20 protein-coding genes are annotated in these 18,387 nt (G+C 56.8%); 14 read left to right on the forward strand and 6 right to left on the reverse strand.

The genetic code is table 11. The features are described from left to right. Window positions 1-5 precede the first annotated feature (5 nt). From C7476_RS17555 to C7476_RS17580, 6 genes are all read left to right on the forward strand, one after another. Window positions 6-1,958 (forward strand): pyrroloquinoline quinone-dependent dehydrogenase, encoded by a 1,953-nt coding sequence (locus C7476_RS17555; protein ID WP_245426405.1) that lies wholly within the window; start codon window positions 6-8, stop codon window positions 1,956-1,958. Window positions 1,959-2,040: 82 nt separating this feature from the next. Next, window positions 2,041-2,895, forward strand: coding sequence for a ubiquinol oxidase subunit II (gene cyoA / locus C7476_RS17560; RefSeq protein WP_114431185.1), 855 nt, complete (start codon window positions 2,041-2,043; stop codon window positions 2,893-2,895). Window position 2,896: 1 nt separating this feature from the next. Further along, window positions 2,897-4,849 carry a cytochrome o ubiquinol oxidase subunit I gene (gene cyoB, locus C7476_RS17565; RefSeq protein ID WP_114431186.1) on the forward strand — a complete coding sequence of 651 codons (1,953 nt, stop codon included), beginning with the start codon at window positions 2,897-2,899 and terminating at the stop codon, window positions 4,847-4,849. Then, window positions 4,846-5,466 (forward strand): cytochrome o ubiquinol oxidase subunit III, encoded by a 621-nt coding sequence (gene cyoC / locus C7476_RS17570; protein WP_114431187.1) that lies wholly within the window; start codon window positions 4,846-4,848, stop codon window positions 5,464-5,466. The genes cyoB and cyoC overlap by 4 nt, the downstream gene beginning before the upstream one ends. Then, on the forward strand, window positions 5,466-5,843 hold the full coding sequence (cyoD, locus tag C7476_RS17575) for a cytochrome o ubiquinol oxidase subunit IV (RefSeq protein ID WP_114431188.1): 378 nt from the start codon (window positions 5,466-5,468) through the stop codon (window positions 5,841-5,843). Before cyoC ends, cyoD begins: the two co-directional genes overlap by 1 nt. Before the next feature lie 316 nt (window positions 5,844-6,159). After that, complete coding sequence (locus tag C7476_RS17580; protein ID WP_114431189.1) at window positions 6,160-7,338, forward strand: acyltransferase family protein; 1,179 nt, start codon at window positions 6,160-6,162, stop codon at window positions 7,336-7,338. Window positions 7,339-7,436: 98 nt separating this feature from the next. On the opposite strand, the gene C7476_RS17585 is transcribed toward C7476_RS17580, so the two are convergent. Together C7476_RS17585 and C7476_RS17590 are read right to left on the reverse strand one after the other, a co-directional pair. Continuing rightward, window positions 7,437-8,525 carry a flavodoxin family protein gene (locus tag C7476_RS17585; RefSeq protein ID WP_114431190.1) on the reverse strand — a complete coding sequence of 363 codons (1,089 nt, stop codon included), beginning with the start codon at window positions 8,523-8,525 and terminating at the stop codon, window positions 7,437-7,439. A 365-nt stretch (window positions 8,526-8,890) separates the two neighbouring features. Beyond that, window positions 8,891-9,094 carry a CsbD family protein gene (locus C7476_RS17590; RefSeq protein WP_114431191.1) on the reverse strand — a complete coding sequence of 68 codons (204 nt, stop codon included), beginning with the start codon at window positions 9,092-9,094 and terminating at the stop codon, window positions 8,891-8,893. Window positions 9,095-9,256: 162 nt separating this feature from the next. Between C7476_RS17590 and C7476_RS17595 the strand changes: the two genes are divergently transcribed. The 8 genes from C7476_RS17595 (at window position 9,257) to C7476_RS17630 (ending at window position 13,710) form a co-directional block, all read left to right on the forward strand. After that, window positions 9,257-9,490: a hypothetical protein gene (locus C7476_RS17595; RefSeq protein WP_114431192.1), complete on the forward strand. Its 234-nt coding sequence runs from the start codon at window positions 9,257-9,259 to the stop codon at window positions 9,488-9,490. Further along, window positions 9,463-10,110, forward strand: coding sequence for a DUF6766 family protein (locus C7476_RS17600; protein ID WP_114431193.1), 648 nt, complete (start codon window positions 9,463-9,465; stop codon window positions 10,108-10,110). The genes C7476_RS17595 and C7476_RS17600 overlap by 28 nt, the downstream gene beginning before the upstream one ends. Before the next feature lie 131 nt (window positions 10,111-10,241). Then, complete coding sequence (locus tag C7476_RS17605; protein ID WP_114431194.1) at window positions 10,242-12,218, forward strand: protein-L-isoaspartate(D-aspartate) O-methyltransferase; 1,977 nt, start codon at window positions 10,242-10,244, stop codon at window positions 12,216-12,218. Window positions 12,219-12,296: 78 nt separating this feature from the next. After that, complete coding sequence (locus C7476_RS17610) at window positions 12,297-12,482, forward strand: hypothetical protein (protein ID WP_114431236.1); 186 nt, start codon at window positions 12,297-12,299, stop codon at window positions 12,480-12,482. An 8-nt stretch (window positions 12,483-12,490) separates the two neighbouring features. Next, window positions 12,491-12,688 (forward strand): hypothetical protein, encoded by a 198-nt coding sequence (locus C7476_RS17615; RefSeq protein ID WP_114431195.1) that lies wholly within the window; start codon window positions 12,491-12,493, stop codon window positions 12,686-12,688. 38 nt (window positions 12,689-12,726) lie between these two features. Beyond that, a complete protein-coding gene (locus C7476_RS17620) occupies window positions 12,727-12,945 on the forward strand; it encodes a hypothetical protein (RefSeq protein WP_114431196.1) in 219 nt (72 codons plus the stop codon). A gap of 65 nt (window positions 12,946-13,010) precedes the next feature. After that, a complete protein-coding gene (locus C7476_RS17625) occupies window positions 13,011-13,508 on the forward strand; it encodes a nuclear transport factor 2 family protein (protein ID WP_181872488.1) in 498 nt (165 codons plus the stop codon). Then, window positions 13,465-13,710 carry a hypothetical protein gene (locus tag C7476_RS17630; RefSeq protein ID WP_114431237.1) on the forward strand — a complete coding sequence of 82 codons (246 nt, stop codon included), beginning with the start codon at window positions 13,465-13,467 and terminating at the stop codon, window positions 13,708-13,710. The genes C7476_RS17625 and C7476_RS17630 overlap by 44 nt, the downstream gene beginning before the upstream one ends. Before the next feature lie 43 nt (window positions 13,711-13,753). Here C7476_RS17630 and C7476_RS17635 read toward each other — a convergent pair whose 3' ends face one another. Genes C7476_RS17635 through C7476_RS17650 form a run of 4 tightly spaced genes read right to left on the reverse strand, consistent with a single transcriptional unit; the run spans window position 13,754 to window position 18,387 of the window. Beyond that, on the reverse strand, window positions 13,754-14,839 hold the full coding sequence (locus tag C7476_RS17635) for a c-type cytochrome (RefSeq protein WP_114431198.1): 1,086 nt from the start codon (window positions 14,837-14,839) through the stop codon (window positions 13,754-13,756). Continuing rightward, complete coding sequence (locus C7476_RS17640) at window positions 14,839-15,492, reverse strand: cytochrome c oxidase assembly protein (protein WP_245426401.1); 654 nt, start codon at window positions 15,490-15,492, stop codon at window positions 14,839-14,841. Before C7476_RS17640 ends, C7476_RS17635 begins: the two co-directional genes overlap by 1 nt. After that, the gene (locus C7476_RS28210; protein ID WP_181872490.1) at window positions 15,489-15,866 is read right to left on the reverse strand and encodes a hypothetical protein; all 378 of its coding nucleotides are present in this window, start codon (window positions 15,864-15,866) and stop codon (window positions 15,489-15,491) included. Before C7476_RS28210 ends, C7476_RS17640 begins: the two co-directional genes overlap by 4 nt. A 7-nt stretch (window positions 15,867-15,873) precedes the next feature. Then, complete coding sequence (locus C7476_RS17650) at window positions 15,874-18,387, reverse strand: cbb3-type cytochrome c oxidase subunit I (RefSeq protein WP_114431238.1); 2,514 nt, start codon at window positions 18,385-18,387, stop codon at window positions 15,874-15,876.

Consider the following 18,387-nt stretch of genomic DNA (forward strand, 5'->3'; position numbering starts at 1 on the left):
ACGTGATGTGGACAAAGTATCTATTGTCGGCGCTGTCTGTTGTGGCGTTGATGGCAACTTGTGGCGAACTGCGAGCCCAGAGCGTCGAATGGAGCACTTACAACGGTGATCTCGCAGCACAAAAATACTCGCCACTAAAGCAGATAACTCCACAAAATGTGGGGAATCTCACGGTTGCCTGGCGCACCCATACTGGTGACGTGTCGGCTGGCGGCCCTCCGCCTTCTGGAATGCACAATCGCCCGCCGGCCACTGGTCCGCAGGCCGATCTTCCACCTACAGTGTGGTCGGCGACGCCGCTTTTCGTTAATGACACCGTCTATCTTGGAACGCCCTTTTACCGGATTTTTGCACTCGAACCTGATACGGGAAAGGTGAAGTGGAGCTATGACACCGATGCTGTACTTGAAGCGCTGACGCAGCCTGACCTCAAGAACCGCGGCGTTGCTTACTGGCAGGCGGATGCCCCTGACGCTGCGCAAGCGTGCCAGAAACGCATCTATATTGGTACGATGGACGCGAAGCTGCATTCCGTTGATGCAGATACGGGCAAACCTTGCGCCGATTTCGGCAAGGACGGTGTCGTGGATATCAACCAGTGGAATGTCGAAAACGCCAAGTGGCCGCTGTCCATTCTGCAGCCTCCGACCGTTTACAAGGATTTCCTCTTCGTCGGCTGGGCGGGCAAGGACTGGGCCGATGCCGTCGATCCACCCGGCACAGTCTTCGCCCTTGATGCGCGCACAGGTGCGCTGCGGTGGACGTTCCATGCTCTGGATGCCGCGGACGCTGCCAAGAGCGGCACCGCAAACGTCTGGGCAAGTATGGCAGTCGATCGTGACCGCAACCTGCTGTTCTTGCCGGTCAGCTCACCAAGTCCCAACTTCTTCGGCGGCAACAGGCTGGACGCGATATCGCTCGGAACATCGGTGACTGCGCTCGATGTGGACACGGGCAAAGTCGTCTGGTCAAGACAACTCGTGCACCACGATATCTGGGACCTCGACACCAATTCGGCGCCGACACTGATCGATATCCAGAAGGATGGAGCGACAATTCCGGCGCTCGTGCAGACGTCCAAGCAGGGTTTCCTTTATGTCCTCAACCGCGAGACGGGTGAGCCGGTCTACCCGATCGAGGAACGCCCCTTCCCGGCATCAACAGTACCGGGAGAGAAGGCCTCACCAACACAACCCTACGTGCCTCTGCCGAAATCCGTAGTGGAAGACAAGTGGCCGGGCGTCTTTGGCTTGGCGGACATCGTGAGCTTTGGCTATTGCAGCCGCACCGCCGCGACGTTGCGCGACGAGGGCCGGTTTACACCGCCCAGCCTTGAAGGGTCTTTGGTTTATCCGGGTACGATTGGAGGCATCGAATGGGGTGGCGGAGCGGTCGACCCGTCGAGCGGCACTTTCGTTGTCAATTATTCGAGTGCAGTGCAGATCTACAAGTTGATCCCGCGCGCTGACTATGACAGGGCAGCAACTGTCGGGGGCCTGGAAACCGGCGGGTTCTTTCCGATGACCGGCGCACCCTACGGAGTCCAGCTCACAACATTCCTCAATCCTCTGGGAATGCCCTGCTGGAAGCCTCCCTATGGTTCAATTGCTGCCTATGATCTGAAGACCGGCAAGCAGCTTTGGGACGTGCCGTTCGGCCAGGTTCAGCAATATGGCTTCTATATGCCTGAGTCGTGGGGATCGATCACCTTGGGAGGTCCTGTCATCACTGCAAGTGGCTTGATCTTCATCGGCGCTTCTATGGACTCGATGGTGCGCGCACTTGATCTTGCAACCGGCAAGGTGTTGTGGAAGTCTCTCGTGTCAGCTCCGGCTGTCGCGCTTCCGGCGGTTTATGAGTATAAAGGCAAACAATATGTCGTGTTTGCAGCGGGAGGCAATTCGATCCTCACTCCAAAGGTCAGCGACGAAATCATCGCGTTCGCCCTGCCGAACTGACACGCCATCAGCATTGCAACTTGGAACCGGGTGGCAAAAGAGGCTTCGTTAATGAGACAATCCGGGCTCTGGTTATTACATCATGTCTGACGTAGCGGGCTCTTACTGGCGCAGCGGCGTTCTCGACCCGCAGGGTCCGGTCGGTGCCGCACAGAACACTATATTGCTGAACGCAACAACGATCATGCTGGCAGTGGTCATTCCTGTCATTCTGCTCACTCTCGGGTTCGCCTGGTGGTTTCGGCACAGCAATGCGCGGGCTCGATACATGCCTGACTGGTCCTATTCTGGCCGCATCGAACTGATCGTATGGTCGATTCCTGCATTGGTGGTGCTGTTCCTCGGCGGTATCGCCTGGGTCGGCTCCCACGACCTCGATCCCGGCAAGCAGATCGCTTCCAATGCCGCTCCACTCAATGTGCAGGTGGTTTCCCTCGATTGGAAATGGCTCTTCATCTATCCAGATCTGGGCGTAGCAAGCGTAAACAGCATCGTGGTGCCGGCAGGTGTTCCGATACGCTTTCAGCTGACGTCGGCAACTGTCATGAACAGCTTTTTCGTGCCACAGCTCGGCAGCCAGATTTATACGATGGAGGGCATGACGACACGGCTCAATCTGCTCGCAGACAAGCCGGGAAAGTATCCGGGACTTTCGGCGCAGTTCAGCGGCGAAGGCTTTTCAGACATGCGGTTTGTGGTCGAGGCAATGCCACAGCAAGCCTTCGACCAGTGGACCGCAGACACGCGCGCCGCTGGCGGGAATTTGGACAAGGCCAGCTATATGCAACTGGCGCGTCCGAGTTCCGCGGTAGCATCGTCAACCTTTGGTCAGGTCGAACAAAACCTGTTCAATGATATCGTGAATTCAAACAACCCCGTATCCGGTATGTCCCCCGCCGGGCACCACTCTGCACCCTCAATCTCTGACGGAACCTGACATGCTCGGAAAACTCAGCTGGGCCGCCATACCTTTTGACCAGCCCATTCCCATGATCGCATCCCTGATGGTCATACTCACCATGTTGGCGGTATTGCTGCTTGTCACGTGGAAAGGCTGGTGGCCTTATCTCTGGTCGGAATGGATCACCAGCGTCGATCACAAGCGCATAGGCGTCATGTATATCCTGCTTGCACTTGTCATGCTCGTTCGGGGGTTTACCGATGCGATCATGATGCGCTCTCAACTCGCACTGGCAGCTGGGGGCGCGCAGGGTTACCTGCCGCCAGAGCATTACAATCAGATCTTCTCGGCTCATGGCACGATCATGATCTTTTTTGTGGCGATGACCTTCATGGTCGGCCTGATGAACTTCGTTGTGCCTCTGCAACTCGGCATCCGCGATGTGGCGTTTCCCGTGTTGAACTCGGTCAGCTTCTGGCTGACGGCGGCGGGTGTACTTCTTGTAAACATGTCGCTGGTCATTGGCGAGTTCGCGAGGACGGGGTGGCTGGTCTATCCGCCGCTGTCGGAATTGGCCTACTCGCCCGGAGTTGGCGTCGATTACTACCTCTGGGCGCTGCAGATATCCGGCGCGGGCACGTTGTTGTCGGGGATAAACCTGACGACGACCATCCTGAAGCTTCGCGCGCCCGGCATGGGCTATATGAGGATGCCGATCTTCTGCTGGACGGCACTCGCTTCCAATCTTCTGATCGTCGCGGCTTTTCCGATCCTGACCGCGACCTTTGCGATGCTCCTCCTCGACCGCTACCTCGGCTTTCACTTCTTCACGAATGAAGCCGGCGGTAACGCCATGATGTATATCAACCTCATCTGGGCCTGGGGCCATCCTGAGGTCTATATCCTGATCCTGCCCGCGTTCGGCGTGTTCTCCGAGGTCATCGCCACCTTTTCCGGCAAGTCGCTGTTCGGTTATCGCTCCATGGTCATCGCCACCATGGCAATATGTGTGCTCTCGTTCATGGTGTGGTTGCATCACTTCTTCACGATGGGCGCAGGCGCGGACATCAACGGCTTTTTCGGGATCATGACGATGATCATCGCGGTGCCGACCGGCGTGAAAGTCTTTAACTGGTTGTTCACACTGTATGGCGGCCGTCTCCGCTTCGACGCGCCGGTCTATTGGGCGCTGGGCTTCATGGTTACCTTTGTCGTTGGCGGCATGACAGGCGTTTTGCTTGCAATTCCGCCTGCGGATTTCGTCCTGCACAATAGCCTGTTTCTCGTGGCGCATTTCCATAATGTGATCATCGGAGGCGTGCTTTTCGGTGCTTTCGCAGGATATACGTTCTGGTTTCCCAAAGCTTTTGGCTTCAAGCTGGACGAGCGTATCGGCAAGGCAATTTTCTGGTGCTGGTTTATCGGATTCTATCTCGCCTTCATGCCGCTCTACGTTCTCGGCCTGATGGGCGCGACGCGGCGGATGCAGCACTACGATGTCGCCGGGTGGCAGCCTCTGATGCTGGTCGCACTGGTTGGCGCAATCGTCATCCTCACCGGTATCGTCCTCACCGGGGTTCAACTCGTCGTCAGTATCCGCACACGTGACCAGCGACGCGATCTTACCGGCGATCCATGGGATGGGCGCACACTCGAATGGTCCACGCCTTCCCCGCCGCCCGCATGGAACTATGCGGTCTTGCCATCGGTAGACGGCCTCGACGCTTACTGGGAAGCAAAGAAAAGTCCCAAATCCCGCCTTCAAAATGATCCCGAACCGGAAACAATCTCAGTTCCACGCAACAGCCCCATCGGGTTCGTGCTGGCGTTCTTTGCCGTCATGGCCGGCTTTGCGTTGATCTGGCATATCTGGTGGATGGCCATCGCCGGATTGATAGGGGCTCTCATGACCATTCTTGCCCACGCCTGGCGCGTTTCGGACGAGGTCGAATACATCGTTGAGAGCGAAGCGTCGCGAGCAGCCATATGAGTGCAAGTTCATTGACCCACTCAGAGGTTCGCGAGATTCCACTATCGGAACGTGGTCCTGCGCCGAGGAATGTGGTGGTCAGTTTCGGCTTTTGGCTGTTTCTCCTCAGCGACATCGTCATATTTGCCGCATTGTTCGCAGCGTTTGCGGTGCTGTCACATGAGACGGCGGGCGGACCATCGGGAGACGATCTCTTCGATCGCAGCCGCGTCCTTCTGGAGACTGCTATTCTTCTCGCGTCGAGCTTCACCTGCGGCCTGATGTCGTTGGCCGTCGAACAACGCAAACTGATCCCGGCCGCGAGCTGGGGCGCGGTCACATTCCTGCTCGGTGCGACCTTTGTCGGCATGGAACTGTCTGAATTCCATGGCATGATTGAGAGCGGTGCCGGACCCGATCGCAGCGCCTTCCTCTCCGCCTTCTTCACTCTGGTGGGCACACATGGCCTGCATGTGTCGGCGGGGTTGTTCTGGTTGCTGGTGATGTTCGCGCAGGTGCTGACGCTCGGTTTCCGTCCAATGGTCCTCCGGCGGCTACGCTGTTTCAGCCTGTTCTGGCACGCGCTCGATATTGTCTGGATTGGTGTTTTCACAATCGTTTATCTTGGAGCCCACTAATGGCCGAATCCATTGAAACGACTGAGGATCAGGAGGCCGGTGCACCGCGCGTGGCCGGGGGAAGTTGGCAGGGCTACCTTATCGGGCTGGTCTTTGCGATCATACTGACGCTGGCTTCATTCTGGGTTGCAGGAACCGATATGATCTGGGGACCCGGCGTGCCGATCCTGCTTGCCGTATTGGCGATTGCCCAGATGGGCGTCCACCTCGTCTTCTTTCTTCACATTTCGAGCGCACCCGACAGCCTCAACAACATCCTTGCGCTGGCCTTTGGCGTCTTCGTCGTTGCCCTTGTCGTGTTCGGTTCAATGATCATCATGGCCAATCTCAATGCGAACATGATGTCGATGCCGGAACTGATGAATATGCAGCGCTAGTCCGCTCCACACGCGTTGGCTGTGTGGAGTCCCGACGAAGCGGGACGAAATCAAAATTCGTAGAACAAGGATCTCGAAGCGCGTGATCCAGCGCGCACTTCGAGGTATGGCAATGGCTTCCGAACGCGATCCAACAGTACTTATAATTGCTGCTGTGACCGCGCATAAATTATCCTGGCAGTTCTTCTGCAGAAGCAGAAAGGGCCACGCGGCAATTGAGAAACAAACCTGACGTCAGCTATTGACCCTAGCGTCACCCTATGCTGCATTGCAAAAATTCAGCCAAGAACATCTTCGCAATGCAGCAAGAATAGCCATGTCGACCTTTGCACCCTTGAATGCCAGACATTTACCCTACCTGGACGCGGTCCGGGGTTTGGCTGCGTTTTGGGTTCTTGCCTCACACGCAGCGGTGTTGAATGCGGTTCATTGGCCCATCATCTCCGAAGGCGGTTTCGCGGTCGATCTCTTTATGATGATGTCGGGCTTCCTCATGACGCACCACTATATCCAGCGGTCTGTTGCAGAGCCTTGGGGAGCGCCGATGACATGGCAAATGTTCTGGTTGAGACGCTTTTTCAGGATTGCTCCTGTGTTCTACCTTCTTCTGCTCGTTTCGTTCATCGTCGGCAACTCGGTCGGCGGCTGGCGTGAACAGATCGCTACAGTTTGGCCTTCAACGGCAACCACGATGCTTCGGTACACTGACCAGTCACCGTTGAATGCACTTGTTCACGGATCGTTTTTGTTTGGTCTACTGCCCGAATACAGTTTTCGCACACCTTTGCCCGATTGGAGCATTGGTCTGGAAATGCAGTTTTATGTAGCTTTTCCGATCATAATGCTGCTTTGGGCGCGGGTTGGGACAGCCGCGGCCGTGCTGGCGAGCCTGGCGGTTGCTTTTGCCCTTCAGATGCTCGTACCCGCCTATTTTGACGCCTATCCAATGCCAGCAAATTTGGCTTTGAAAATCGATGTCTTCCTGGCAGGCATGCTCTTTGCAGCTGCGGCGTCTTATGCAGACAGGCGATCCGCTTTCTTTGGCTCGCTGGCGATGTTGGTGCTTGTGCCGGGTATGATTTTCGGGTCGAAGTCGGCGACGTATGCTGCCACACAGGGCGCTATGGCACTGGGGTTTGGCTTCCTTGTCCTTCACAAGCGGATTGCCACACGTTTCGGCCAACCGTGGATCGAAGACTTGGTCAGCAGGCTTGACTGGCGACCATTTCGTTTCCTTGGCGATACATCGTACAGCGTTTACCTGGTTCACCTGCTTTTGATGATTCCGATTATAGGCATTCTGTCTGGGCTTCCCGCTTATGTCGGAATGACGGAACAATATCGCGTGCTGATAGCGATTGTCCTTACAGCCCCACCCGTCTATGTAATCAGTTGGGGGCTGCACAGAACGATCGAGATGTACGGTATCCGGCTGGGAAAGGCACTGCTCAAGCGCTTTCGCCCTTCGCTCGAGCCAAGCCATCGAGCCGCGTAGGTTCTCCTTGCGCGATCGCATCTGGCTACTGGAATATCCGCCCGGCAACCGGCCGTCGGAGGAAGGGCTTGCCAGTGATTGGGATTTTTGAGCCATGCCTATTTCTGGCGGGGTTGCTTCAGATCTTGTCCGGCTGCAACGAATTGTCCGTCACGCTGGGCAATCACTGCCTCCAATAGCGTTTGAGCGGCGTTGCGGACTTCGTCTTGAATGGCAGTATCGGCATCGAGCTCTTCATGGTTCGTGGCATAGGGTTTCCAGTAACCTATATAGCGATCAACTTCGGCAAGCGGACCCGCCGGCAACAGCTGCATGAAGCGAAGCCAGTCCGAAATGCTGCGGCGGACATTCTCCACCCCTTCCACATCCCCATGCACGACCACCGAAAAGAGGCGGCCAGCGAGGTGTCTCGGATAGTCCCAGCCCTCCAATTCTATCTGCTTTGCCAGCTTGGCGTCTTTGCCCTGCGTCAGGGTCGGGTCGGGGTTTCCACCATCGGCACAGACCAGCCGATCCATCATCAATTTGATCGGGGATGAGACCTGGTACCAATTCACAGGCGTGACGATCATCACCCCGTGCGCCGCAACCCACATCGGATAGATGTCGTTCATCCAGTCCTGTGTCTGGCCGAGCGAATAGTTGGGATAGCATGAGCATGGCCAATGACACAGCGCTGGCGAGGTCGAAAAGCAGGCTTTGCAGGGATGGATGTTGCGACCATACTCGGACGTAAGCCTGCCAAGCTCCAGAACCTCTATGTCTACCTCGCCCGATTGGTTGAACGCTTCACGAGCGATTTCCACGAGGCGAAAGGATTTGGACATTTCGCCGGGGCAGGTATGCTCGCTCCGTGACGATCCGCTGATCAACAGCACCCGGCGGCGGACCGGGCTGTTGTCGTATTGGCGCTGTGCCGCATCGACCTTTGCCTTTGCATTGATCCAGTCGACCGCGAGGTCATACTCAGGGTCGTGAAATCCTGGACCTGCCTTTGACGTTTCCGGGCTCTTGCGCTGGTGCTCGTAAGCGTCCCAGGCAGCCGTCACGACCTGATCAAGTTCAGTCCTCAGAGGATCGAAGGCTGGGTCCTTGAACTGACTCAAAAAGCGCTGGCGAAACTCCGGCTCTTCTATTCTTGGGCTCGGCGTACCCTTACGGGGCTCGGGCGTCGTGTGCTCGTTCATGAACTCTTCCTTTCGATCACGGCATAAGGTCGCAATCCATCCAGATATATGGAGCGCTGGACCGATCATCTGTGAGAGGCTGTGTGGCCATGAGCATCATCACGATCATCACGATCATCACAGGACTGCGACGACGCCGAGGATCACCGCGCTCCAATAGAGCGCTTGCATCGGGTTCGGTTAAGCAATAGCGCGTCGCAATTGGTCTACGGTCCTCGCAGCGTGTTCGGTTTCTTCTGCATTGCTCCCGAATGCACCACCGCCCGTAGACGCGTTTCAAGGCAGTGCGTGAAACGCTAACGCTCGTGAGCAGCGGACCAGCAACCCGGCGGTGCCGGACAGAAACCTTGTCACCGGTTGGAAGGCTACCAGGTCTGGCTGTTGTACCAGTCGTCGATCTCGCGCCTGGCTTCGTCCTTCGCCTTGCCGTATCGTTCCTGAATCTTGCCTTCTAGCTGGTCTCGTCTCCCGGCGATGACGTCGAGATCATCGTCGGTCAACCTTCCCCATTGCTCCTTGATCTTGCCTTTTACCTGCATCCAATTACCTTCCACGCGATTCCAGTCCATGACAGACCTCCTTGTTTGCTGGATTGAAACGCACAAGTTAATCACGTGTTCCAATCAACAAAGCCATGCCGACGCCAGCGAAAGAAAACCTACGTTGGATGGAACGCCTTGTTCTTCCGAGGATTAAAGAGAGTCATCACCAAGCGCTGGGAGAAACCCCGCATGACCTCTTTGGAGCACGCTATCTCGATTGCTGCGAGCGCCCATGCTGCTTATCTCGCCGACGATGAAGAACCGTATATCTTCCACCCATTGCGGGTGATGCTCGCCTTGGATGGGGAGGATGAAAGGATGGTCGGTGTCCTGCATGATGTTGTCGATTGGCGCGACTTTGGTGAATCGATAGATTCTACCACCGGAGAACCGATATGCGTACACTGCGCAACAACGGCCTGACTGTTGCCCTTTTGACCGCGTTCCTCATTAGCATGATCGGCATGACCGTCGCCGGCCATTACCATGAAAACGAACGGCTGACGCAACATGGCCTGCCTGCGGTATCACTCGCCCAATACTTGACCAACGCAAATTTCCTGTCGGCGCTGTTTGAAAATTGGGAGAGCGAATGGTTACAAATGGCAACCTACGTTGTTCTTACCGCATATCTCTTCCAGAAGGGATCTGCCGAATCCCGCGACCCGGAGGCACCACCCGAAGAAGGCGACGAGAACGACAAGCCCCGCTACCCGGCCAAATTGCGTAATGTTCCTCTGTTACGCTGGCTGTATCGCTACTCCCTTGGTCTGGCCCTGGTGTTCTTGTTTATCCTTTCCTTCCTCGGGCATATGCTGGCCAGCCACGTATCATCGAATGCCGAAGCCGTTACCCATGGAAATAGCACGCAGTCGCTACTTGCCTATATTGGCGGTGCGCGGTTCTGGTTTGAATCGTTTCAGAACTGGCAGTCCGAATTCTTCTCAACGGCAATGCTGGTCGTTCTGTCAATTTTCCTTCGCTACAAGGGGTCGCCCGAATCCAAACCACTGAGCGCGAGTCACGACGATACCGGTGCGTAGTTGGACGCGGGTCAGCCCTGCGTGCACCCTTCGCGGCGATGCAGTCGCGCTTTTGCTGGAAATTGAAAACCGGAACCATTGCCTTCGTTCGAGGTTAAGAAAGCGGATACACCACTGCTGGAGCGCTGATAATGCTCGACCTTCCCCGCGCGCGAAACCGGATGGTAGATGTTCAGATCGCCCGGCGCGGTATAAATGACTCCCACATTCTAGAGGCCATGCGCCGTGTGCCGCGCGAAGTTTTTGTCGATCCGGGATTTGAAGAGTTTGCCTATGAGGACAGTCCCTTGCCGATAAGCGAGGGCCAGACCATTTCGCAACCCTACATCGTTGCGCGGATGATTGAAGCCGCGGAATTGAAGCCCGGTGAAACCGTTCTCGATGTAGGCGCAGGGTCCGGCTATGCGGCGGCGGTAGCCAGCCAGATAGCTGAGCGGGTGTTTGCCATCGAGCGCCATCACACCCTTGGCGAATCCGCCCGCAAGCGGTTGCGGGAACTCGGCTACGACAACATCGATCTGCGTATTGGTGACGGCACGAAAGGATGGCCAGAAGCCGCGCCCTTCGATGTCATTCTGGTCGCGGCGGGCGGACCGGAGGTACCCCGGGCGCTGAAAGAGCAGCTGACGATTGGCGGTCGCCTGGTGATCCCGGTCGGCCTTGACGAATGGAGTCAGACGCTTCGCAAACTGACCCGCACGAGCGAAACCGACTTTGAGACGGAGGACCTCGGCTCGGTGATGTTCGTCCCCTTGATTGGCGAGCAGGGCTGGGCAGACGAGAGTGGCCGTCCCGTCACCGCAGCGCGCGAACAAACCCTGCCTGACATGATCGCAGACGCCGCAGAACCGCTGCCTGGATCCGATGACCCGGCGTTCGGAGAGTTGTTTGGCCGATTTGCTGACCGGCGTGTGGTCCTGCTTGGCGAGGCCAGCCACGGGACATCGGATTTCTACAGTGCCCGAGCCGCGATCACCCGGCATCTTGTCGAAAAACACGGTTTCACGATCGTGGCCGTTGAGGCGGATTGGCCCGATGCAGCGGAGATCGACCGCTATGTTCGGCACGGGCAGGCACGGCCCGGTTCCGACCCGCCGTTCCAGCGCTTTCCCACCTGGATGTGGCGCAACACCGATGTGGATTCCTTTATTGGTTGGATGCGTCAATACAATGGAAGGGTTGAGCCAGAACGACGGGTCGGCTTTTACGGCCTCGACATCTACAACATGAGCGGATCCATCGCAGCCGTCCTTGACTATCTGGATGAGATCGATCCCCAGTCGGCGGCGATCGCCCGCGAACGCTACGGCTGTCTGACGCCTTGGCAAAAGGAGCCTTCCAGCTACGGACGCGCCGTGCTCACCGCCGGCTACCGGAGATGCGAAGATGCGGTTGTCGCCCAGTGCCGCGATCTGCTCAATCGCCGCCTCGACTACGCGGCACGGGATGGCAAGGACTATTTCGATGCCGCGCAAAACGCACGCCTCGTCGCTGCGGCGGAGCGCTACTACCGCACCATGTATTATGGTGGTCCTGAATCATGGAACCTGCGCGACACGCATATGTTCGAGACGCTCTGCCGTATCCTCGAGACAGGGGGCCCGGATGCCAAGGCAGTGGTATGGGCGCACAACTCGCACATCGGCGACGCTCGCTATACCGACATGGGTGTCGTGCGCGGCGAACTGAACATCGGCCAACTTTGCCGCCAGCGCTTCCACAAGGAAACAGTTCTGATCGGATTCAGCACGCATGCCGGCACGGTCGCTGCAGCCGCCGATTGGGATGGCGAGATGCAGATAATGGACGTGCGCCACTCGCACCACGACAGCTACGAACGGCTTTGCCATGAGGCGGCCATTCCGCGTTTCCTTCTTGATTTTGATCGACACGAGCTGCTCAGCCAGCGCCTGACGGAACCGCGGTTGGAGCGGTTTATCGGTGTGATCTATCGACCGGAAACCGAGGTGCTCAGCCATTACGCTGAAGCGTCGCTTGCGCGTCAATTCGATGCTTTTGTCTGGTTTGACGAAACCTCTGCCCTCACACCGCTCGGGGCGGAGCATGCCAAGCCGGGTGTGCCAGACACTTATCCGTTTGGCTTGTGAGCGCGGTTCCCCACGATGAATGTTTCTGATGGAACATTCGGTGGACTGATTGGTTTGCAACGGAAAGGAGAAAAAACCATGACTGCCAAACCACCCCCTGTCCCCAAGGACAATCGTTCGCCCAAGGGAACCGGCGATGCCGCCAATCCTGAGGATAAGCAAGAGGCCCAGCACGGAAGTGCAACCGACCATCCGGAAAAGCGCGGCCAGACCGGCAACACCAAAGTCAACACGACCCATCAGGGTTATCAGCAGGATCGTTGAGGTGCATCATGCCAACATCAACCAAGACGCCAGCCAGCATTCGCCAGGGAGGTCCGGGAGCCTCGCACGAAAATGCCAAGGCACCGCTCGAAATCCACAAGCCACCGGCCGAGTCCGATCAGCGCGCGAAGAGCAAGATATCGGGCGGCGGCGGAGAGCGAGATAGCCATCACACGCACGATCCACGGAAAAAGGCTGGAAAATGATCGCTCCACTCGTGGAACAAGCATGAAAGGAAACTCCCATGGCGCAAGCCAGTAAAAAGCATTTTGGCAAAGGTTCACAGGGCAAAGGCTCAGGCGAAGGCGCAATGTCAAAGACGCCGGAGGACAAGATTCCTGAAAACAGGGTCCTGTCCAACAGGGACAAGGCACAGCACTCGCGTGACCGTGGTGCGGACGGCAAACAGATACAGACCGAACAGTACCATGATCATGCGGCAAACCGTTTGAACGACGATTGAGCAAGGCCGGTGCAACCATCCACCTTAGCGGCCATAGGGCTGCTGCAATGACGAGGAGAATAGATATGAACCTCTTGGGTTCCGGCATCTCCGAACTGCTGCCATTCTTTGTCAGGACTTCCGTGACACAAAACGACAGCGCTAACGGCGAAGCGCTGTGGGAGATGGAACGTGGCTTCTGGCTCAATGATGCGGCCTACTACACGACGTTTCTGGCGCCCGATTGCATCATGGTGTTTCCGGAACCACCCGGCGTCCTCGTTGGAAATGAGATCACCGCGGCACTTGAGCAGGCGCCCCGCTGGCAAACGATCGAGATGGAGAACGGCAGCCTGGTAGAACTGGACACTCGCGTAACGGTGCTGACTTATCGGGCAATAGCGCAACGCGATGGCGATCTCCCCTACAGGGCGCTCTGCAGCTCCATCTACACGCGCACGAATTCGCAGTGGCTCCTTGTGCACCATCAGCAAACGCCGCTGCCGCCCGAACAACAGACACATATGAAGGATCAGAACCATGGTCGGAAGAAAAACACACGACAGGCAGATAGACATCATTGAAGGCCGGTTAAGCCCGGACGAGGAAGTGGACCCCGGGGCCGCGGAGCGCGATCTGAAACAATCGAAGAAATTACGCGAGGCCTATCGCCAGGGTGACAAATTTCGAGCTCCCCCCGCCGATGCTGCCGATAGCGGCAAACGCCCGGAGATCCGCGGCCTCAATCAGGAAAGCGGCCATAATAAACCACGCGCTGATGACTAGGAGACTGACGCCGGGTAGCTGCTATCGCCGCTCCCGACGAATCTCAATTGCTACTGGCAGCCAAACTAGCATACCAGGCCGCGACGGCGTCTATATCTTCGTTGTCGAGTTTATGCGCGAAGGGTGCCATAAGCCCGGCGAAGGCCGTTCCACCTCGATCTTTTTCAGCGGCAAACAGATGTAACTGATCGATCAGAAACCGCTTGTTCTGTCCTGCCAATCGAGGAAAATCGGGACGGAAATTGGGCATGTTGCCCTCTGATTTATGACAGCTATTGCATGCGGGAATCTGTTTTTCAGCAATACCTTCCCGCGCAATTTTCTGTCCCTTGAGTAAGGTCGCATCGCCTGCTGATTGGTGCTTGGCCTGACCGTATTCGGCGGGTGCCCGGTAGTAACGGGCGAGTGCTTCGATGTCAGCGGGCGTGAGTCCGGAAACGGCAGCTTCCATGATGCCGCTCTGTCGCCGGCCTTGAACGTAGCTTTGCAGTGCCGCACCAAGATATCGCTCGGACTGTATGTCCAACCGGGGAAACGCCTCGATGTCATCGCCCTCGCCGTCTTGACCATGACATCGAGCACAGCCTTTCGATTGCGGGACATCGGTCGGTACAGCGACACGCTCGGATTCAGTCCCGAACGCTATTTCTCGGTAAGACGCAGCGGACATGGTCGACAGGACTTCAAGGAATGCGACCACCGCCCAGACCTCGTCGTCCCTGTCCTGAGCCGGCCATGCTGGCATGCCCGTATACTTGATGCCGTGCTTGACGATCCAGAAGAGCTCGGCGGACTTCCACTTGTCCAAGGTGTGTCGAAGCCGCGGAGGGGCTGGGGTCATCTGTCGTGCCACGGGGCTACTATCCGCAAGAGGACTTCCATGACAATAAACACAAGCCGTCTCAAAGTGGGCTCCGCCACGGCGGATCAGCACAGGATCATCCAGATCAGGCGGCACGATGCCGATCGAATGGGTCTTCACCGACTGGCGCATCACGTAGTGCAGGAACCATGCTGTGATCTTGAAATGCCCACTGCTCGCAGCCACGTTGAATAGACCCGACCAGGCAAAAACCGCAGCAATGAATAGCCCTGCAAGGGCAATTACCAGCACGAAGCGCGAGCGCATCAGCTCCCTTCCTTTTTACGCAGAGACAAGTCGTCATTTGCTCCGATGGAGGCACCGGCCAGGGCAAGGCCGACGCCAAGGTAAATCAAACCGCCCATGACCAGCATAACCACGCCTCCGAGTTGCTGGTCTTCCTGAACACTCATGTTGAGCGCCTTCGCTCCATCCAGACAGCTGCCGTAAAGAGGGCGAGACGCCAGCGCCAGGAGCGCACCAAGCAGCGTCATATGCATCGATGTAAAAAACAGAACCCCCGCTCCGACGAGGCCCGCTGTGCGCCTTGCTGTCTGGTATGTGGCCAGCGCAAACGTCCAGACCACGACTCCTATGAAGAGAAATGATGCCTGTTCAACCAATAACACTAAGCTGTTGTAGCGCGCGTAATCGTGCAGGACAGGAACGTGCCAGGCCCAGATAACGATGAAATCAGCCAGACTGGAAACGAATGCTATTGTGGCGATCACTATCGGGGATGCCCGGGCTTGCAGAACAGGCCGCAGATAGACTGCCAAAAGTGGCGAAGCGACTGCAATCACCAGCATGTGCGTCAACATCTGGAAGGAAAAACCCGGTTGGCTGACGACCGCCAACGGCCCGCTCCAAGCCATGGCCAGCACAATAAGTCCCGCAGCGAGGCTAGCCGTTTCCTTCATCGGCATGATCCGATTATTGCGGCCGGAATGGCGACGTACAGGATTCCTATAACAGATAATGCACATAGCATCAGCGTAACGTGCGCAAGGAAACGATGCCGCTCCTCGGGCGTGTCGTGGTCATAATCCAGATCGCCATCCAGGCTGTACCGCCATATTCGCAGCGTCGAGAATCCGATGTAGGCGACACCTGCCACCGCAAGGAAAGTGACAAGAAATATCAGATGGCGGAGGGGCGAAAGGTCTGCGATCTGAGGGTATTTGGCACAGAGGATCGCAGCCGCAACATAGCAGGCGAGAAAATGCAGCGCCCATATCGTCAGGGGCGCAAGCATCCGCCAAAGATTGTGACCCGTTTCGGTTTCGCGTGTCATGGCGCCCTCATGTCAGGTTCGGGAAAGCAACGAGCGTGGCCAAGGCGACCACCGCGCTAAAACAGGCGAAGTGCCAGTATAAGGTGACATTCCAGATCTCCATGTCATGTCGGGCAGTCAACCTCCCTGCATAGGCGCGGGCGATGCAGTAGGCCTGCATGATGACCCCCACAGACGTATGCACGGCAACCCAGATGACAATCGCCCAAACGGTCGCCGGATAGACATTGGCTGTTGGGTCCATTTTCGAAAACCAGGGACCGGCAAGCATGGCCACAACGCCCAGGATCCCCAACGCTGCTCCAGCATAAAGTGCGGATCGAAAACCTGTAGGGTAACCGGCGCTGTTCAATCGCCGCGCCAAGAGCGTCGAAGTCCAGGCCAGGATGACCAGGCATGCCGAGCCTGCAAGCCAGTACGTTCCACTGCCGTCTGCCCCTGGTGGAAAATCGGTGTGAATGGTCCAGTAAAAAAAGTAGCAGAACATGAGACTGAGAAATGCCGTGAGATCGCCTGTCATGGTGATGAACATGGCCCACCAGCCAGTGGAGGCTGGTCCCGAGCGATACAGCGGTACCCGGCGTTGAAGTCCGATATCTCGAAACTGCTTTTCGGGGATTTCGCCTGTGCCCGTCCACAACCACGACAAGATCGTGGCAAGCGTCAGAAAAGCGCTCGCGAGCGTGGATATCCACCAGTGATAAGTAGCAAAAATGAAAGTAGCGCCCAGAAAGATCGCGGCGAAGAGCGTGAGGAAGGTCGGCCCGGGTATCCGGGCGCATTGCTCGGGTTCAGCGTCCAAAACCGACGTTACGAGAGACTCACGCCTGCCATCCTCCGCGTCAGGCAAATAGAAACGCCCTTCGCGTACGTCCTGAACAAAGTTCTTTTGGTACCAGATCGGATAACGATGACGGATGATCGGTATGGTGCGCATGCCAAAACTTTCATCGCGTTGCGCGAGCCATTCGAGCGTTCCTGCATTCCAGGGATTGCCGTCCAAATCAGCTTTTTGTTTCTTGGGTCGCAGCACATCGATAAGGACGACGGAAAAGCCGGCGGCAAAGACGAGCGCGCCGACTGACGAAATGAAATTGAACCAGTCCCAGCCCACATCCGCCGGATAGGTGAACACCCGGCGCGGCATGCCGCGCAAGCCCGTGAAGTGCATCGGCAGGAAGGTGGCGTTGAAGCCGACGAACATCAACCAAAAGGCAACCCTTCCCGCGTGATCCGAAAGTTTTTGCCCGGTCGCGAAGGGGTAATAATAATATACGCCCGCGAGCAGTGGAAAAATCATGCCCCCGAACAGGGTATAGTGCAGGTGGGCGACAACGAAATAGGTGTCATGCGCCTGGAAATCAAAAGGAGCCAGCGCGAGCATCACTCCGGTCAGCCCTCCAAATACGAAAATGGCGAGCGCGCCTGCAGCAAACAGCAATGGCGTGGACGAAACGACTTTTCCCAGTGCCAACGTGGCAATGAGTACGAATATTTGAGCTCCGGTCGGGATGGCGACGGCTTCCGAGGCGGCGGAAAAGAACCCGAGAGACAATGACGGGAGCCCGGTGGTGAACATGTGGTGCACCCACAGTCCAAAACTCAGAAAACCCGTACCGAGGGCAGACAGGACGATCCATGAATAACCGACTATCGGACGCTGTGCGAAAGTCGGAACGATCATGGCCAACAAGGCGATGGAGGGGAGAAAAATTATATAGACCTCGGGATGACCGAAAATCCAGAACAAGTGTTGCCACAGGAGCGGATCTCCGCCCCGCTTGGGATCGAAAAACGGCCAGTCGAAGGCCCGTTGCAATTCCATCAGGTAATCGCCGACAATCAAAGGAGGAAACGCAAACAGAATCATGCCAGCCACGACAAGAACATACCAGGCGTAGAGTGGCGTTAGATTGATGTTCATACCGGGAGCCCGGAACTTCAGTACACCTACAATCAGTTCCACCGCCGCAGCGATCGATGAAACTTCGATGAATGACAGCCCGAGCAACCAGATATCTGCACCGATGCCGGATTGACGCGTATCCGTGGTCAGCGGCGGGTACATGAACCATCCGCCGGTCGGCGCGGCGTTGAAAAATATCGAGCCACAGACAAAAACGCCGCCGATGAGAAATGACCAATAGCCGAAGGCCGACAGACGCGGAAAAGGCAGATCGCGCGCGCCGAGCATTGCCGGCAAGATTAAGATCGCCACACCTTCAAAAACGGGAACCGCGAACAAAAACATCATCGCTGTACCGTGCATGGTAAACAACTGATTGTAGAGTTGCGCGGTTACAAGATCATTATCCGGAACGGCCAGTTGCGCCCGCATCAAGAGCGCTAAACCGCCTGCGAAAATCAGAAATGCGAACGCTGTTGCCGTATACCAGTGACCTATGACCGAGTTGTTGACTTCAGAGAAGCGCCGCCATCCGACCGGATTTTTCCAAACCTCTCTGAGACGTTCCGTTTGCGCGTCCTGGACATGGGCTTGGCCCTGATGGATGTCGCTCAT

The organism is Phyllobacterium bourgognense, from assembly GCF_003337575.1.
Taxonomy (GTDB): domain Bacteria; phylum Pseudomonadota; class Alphaproteobacteria; order Rhizobiales; family Rhizobiaceae; genus Phyllobacterium; species Phyllobacterium bourgognense.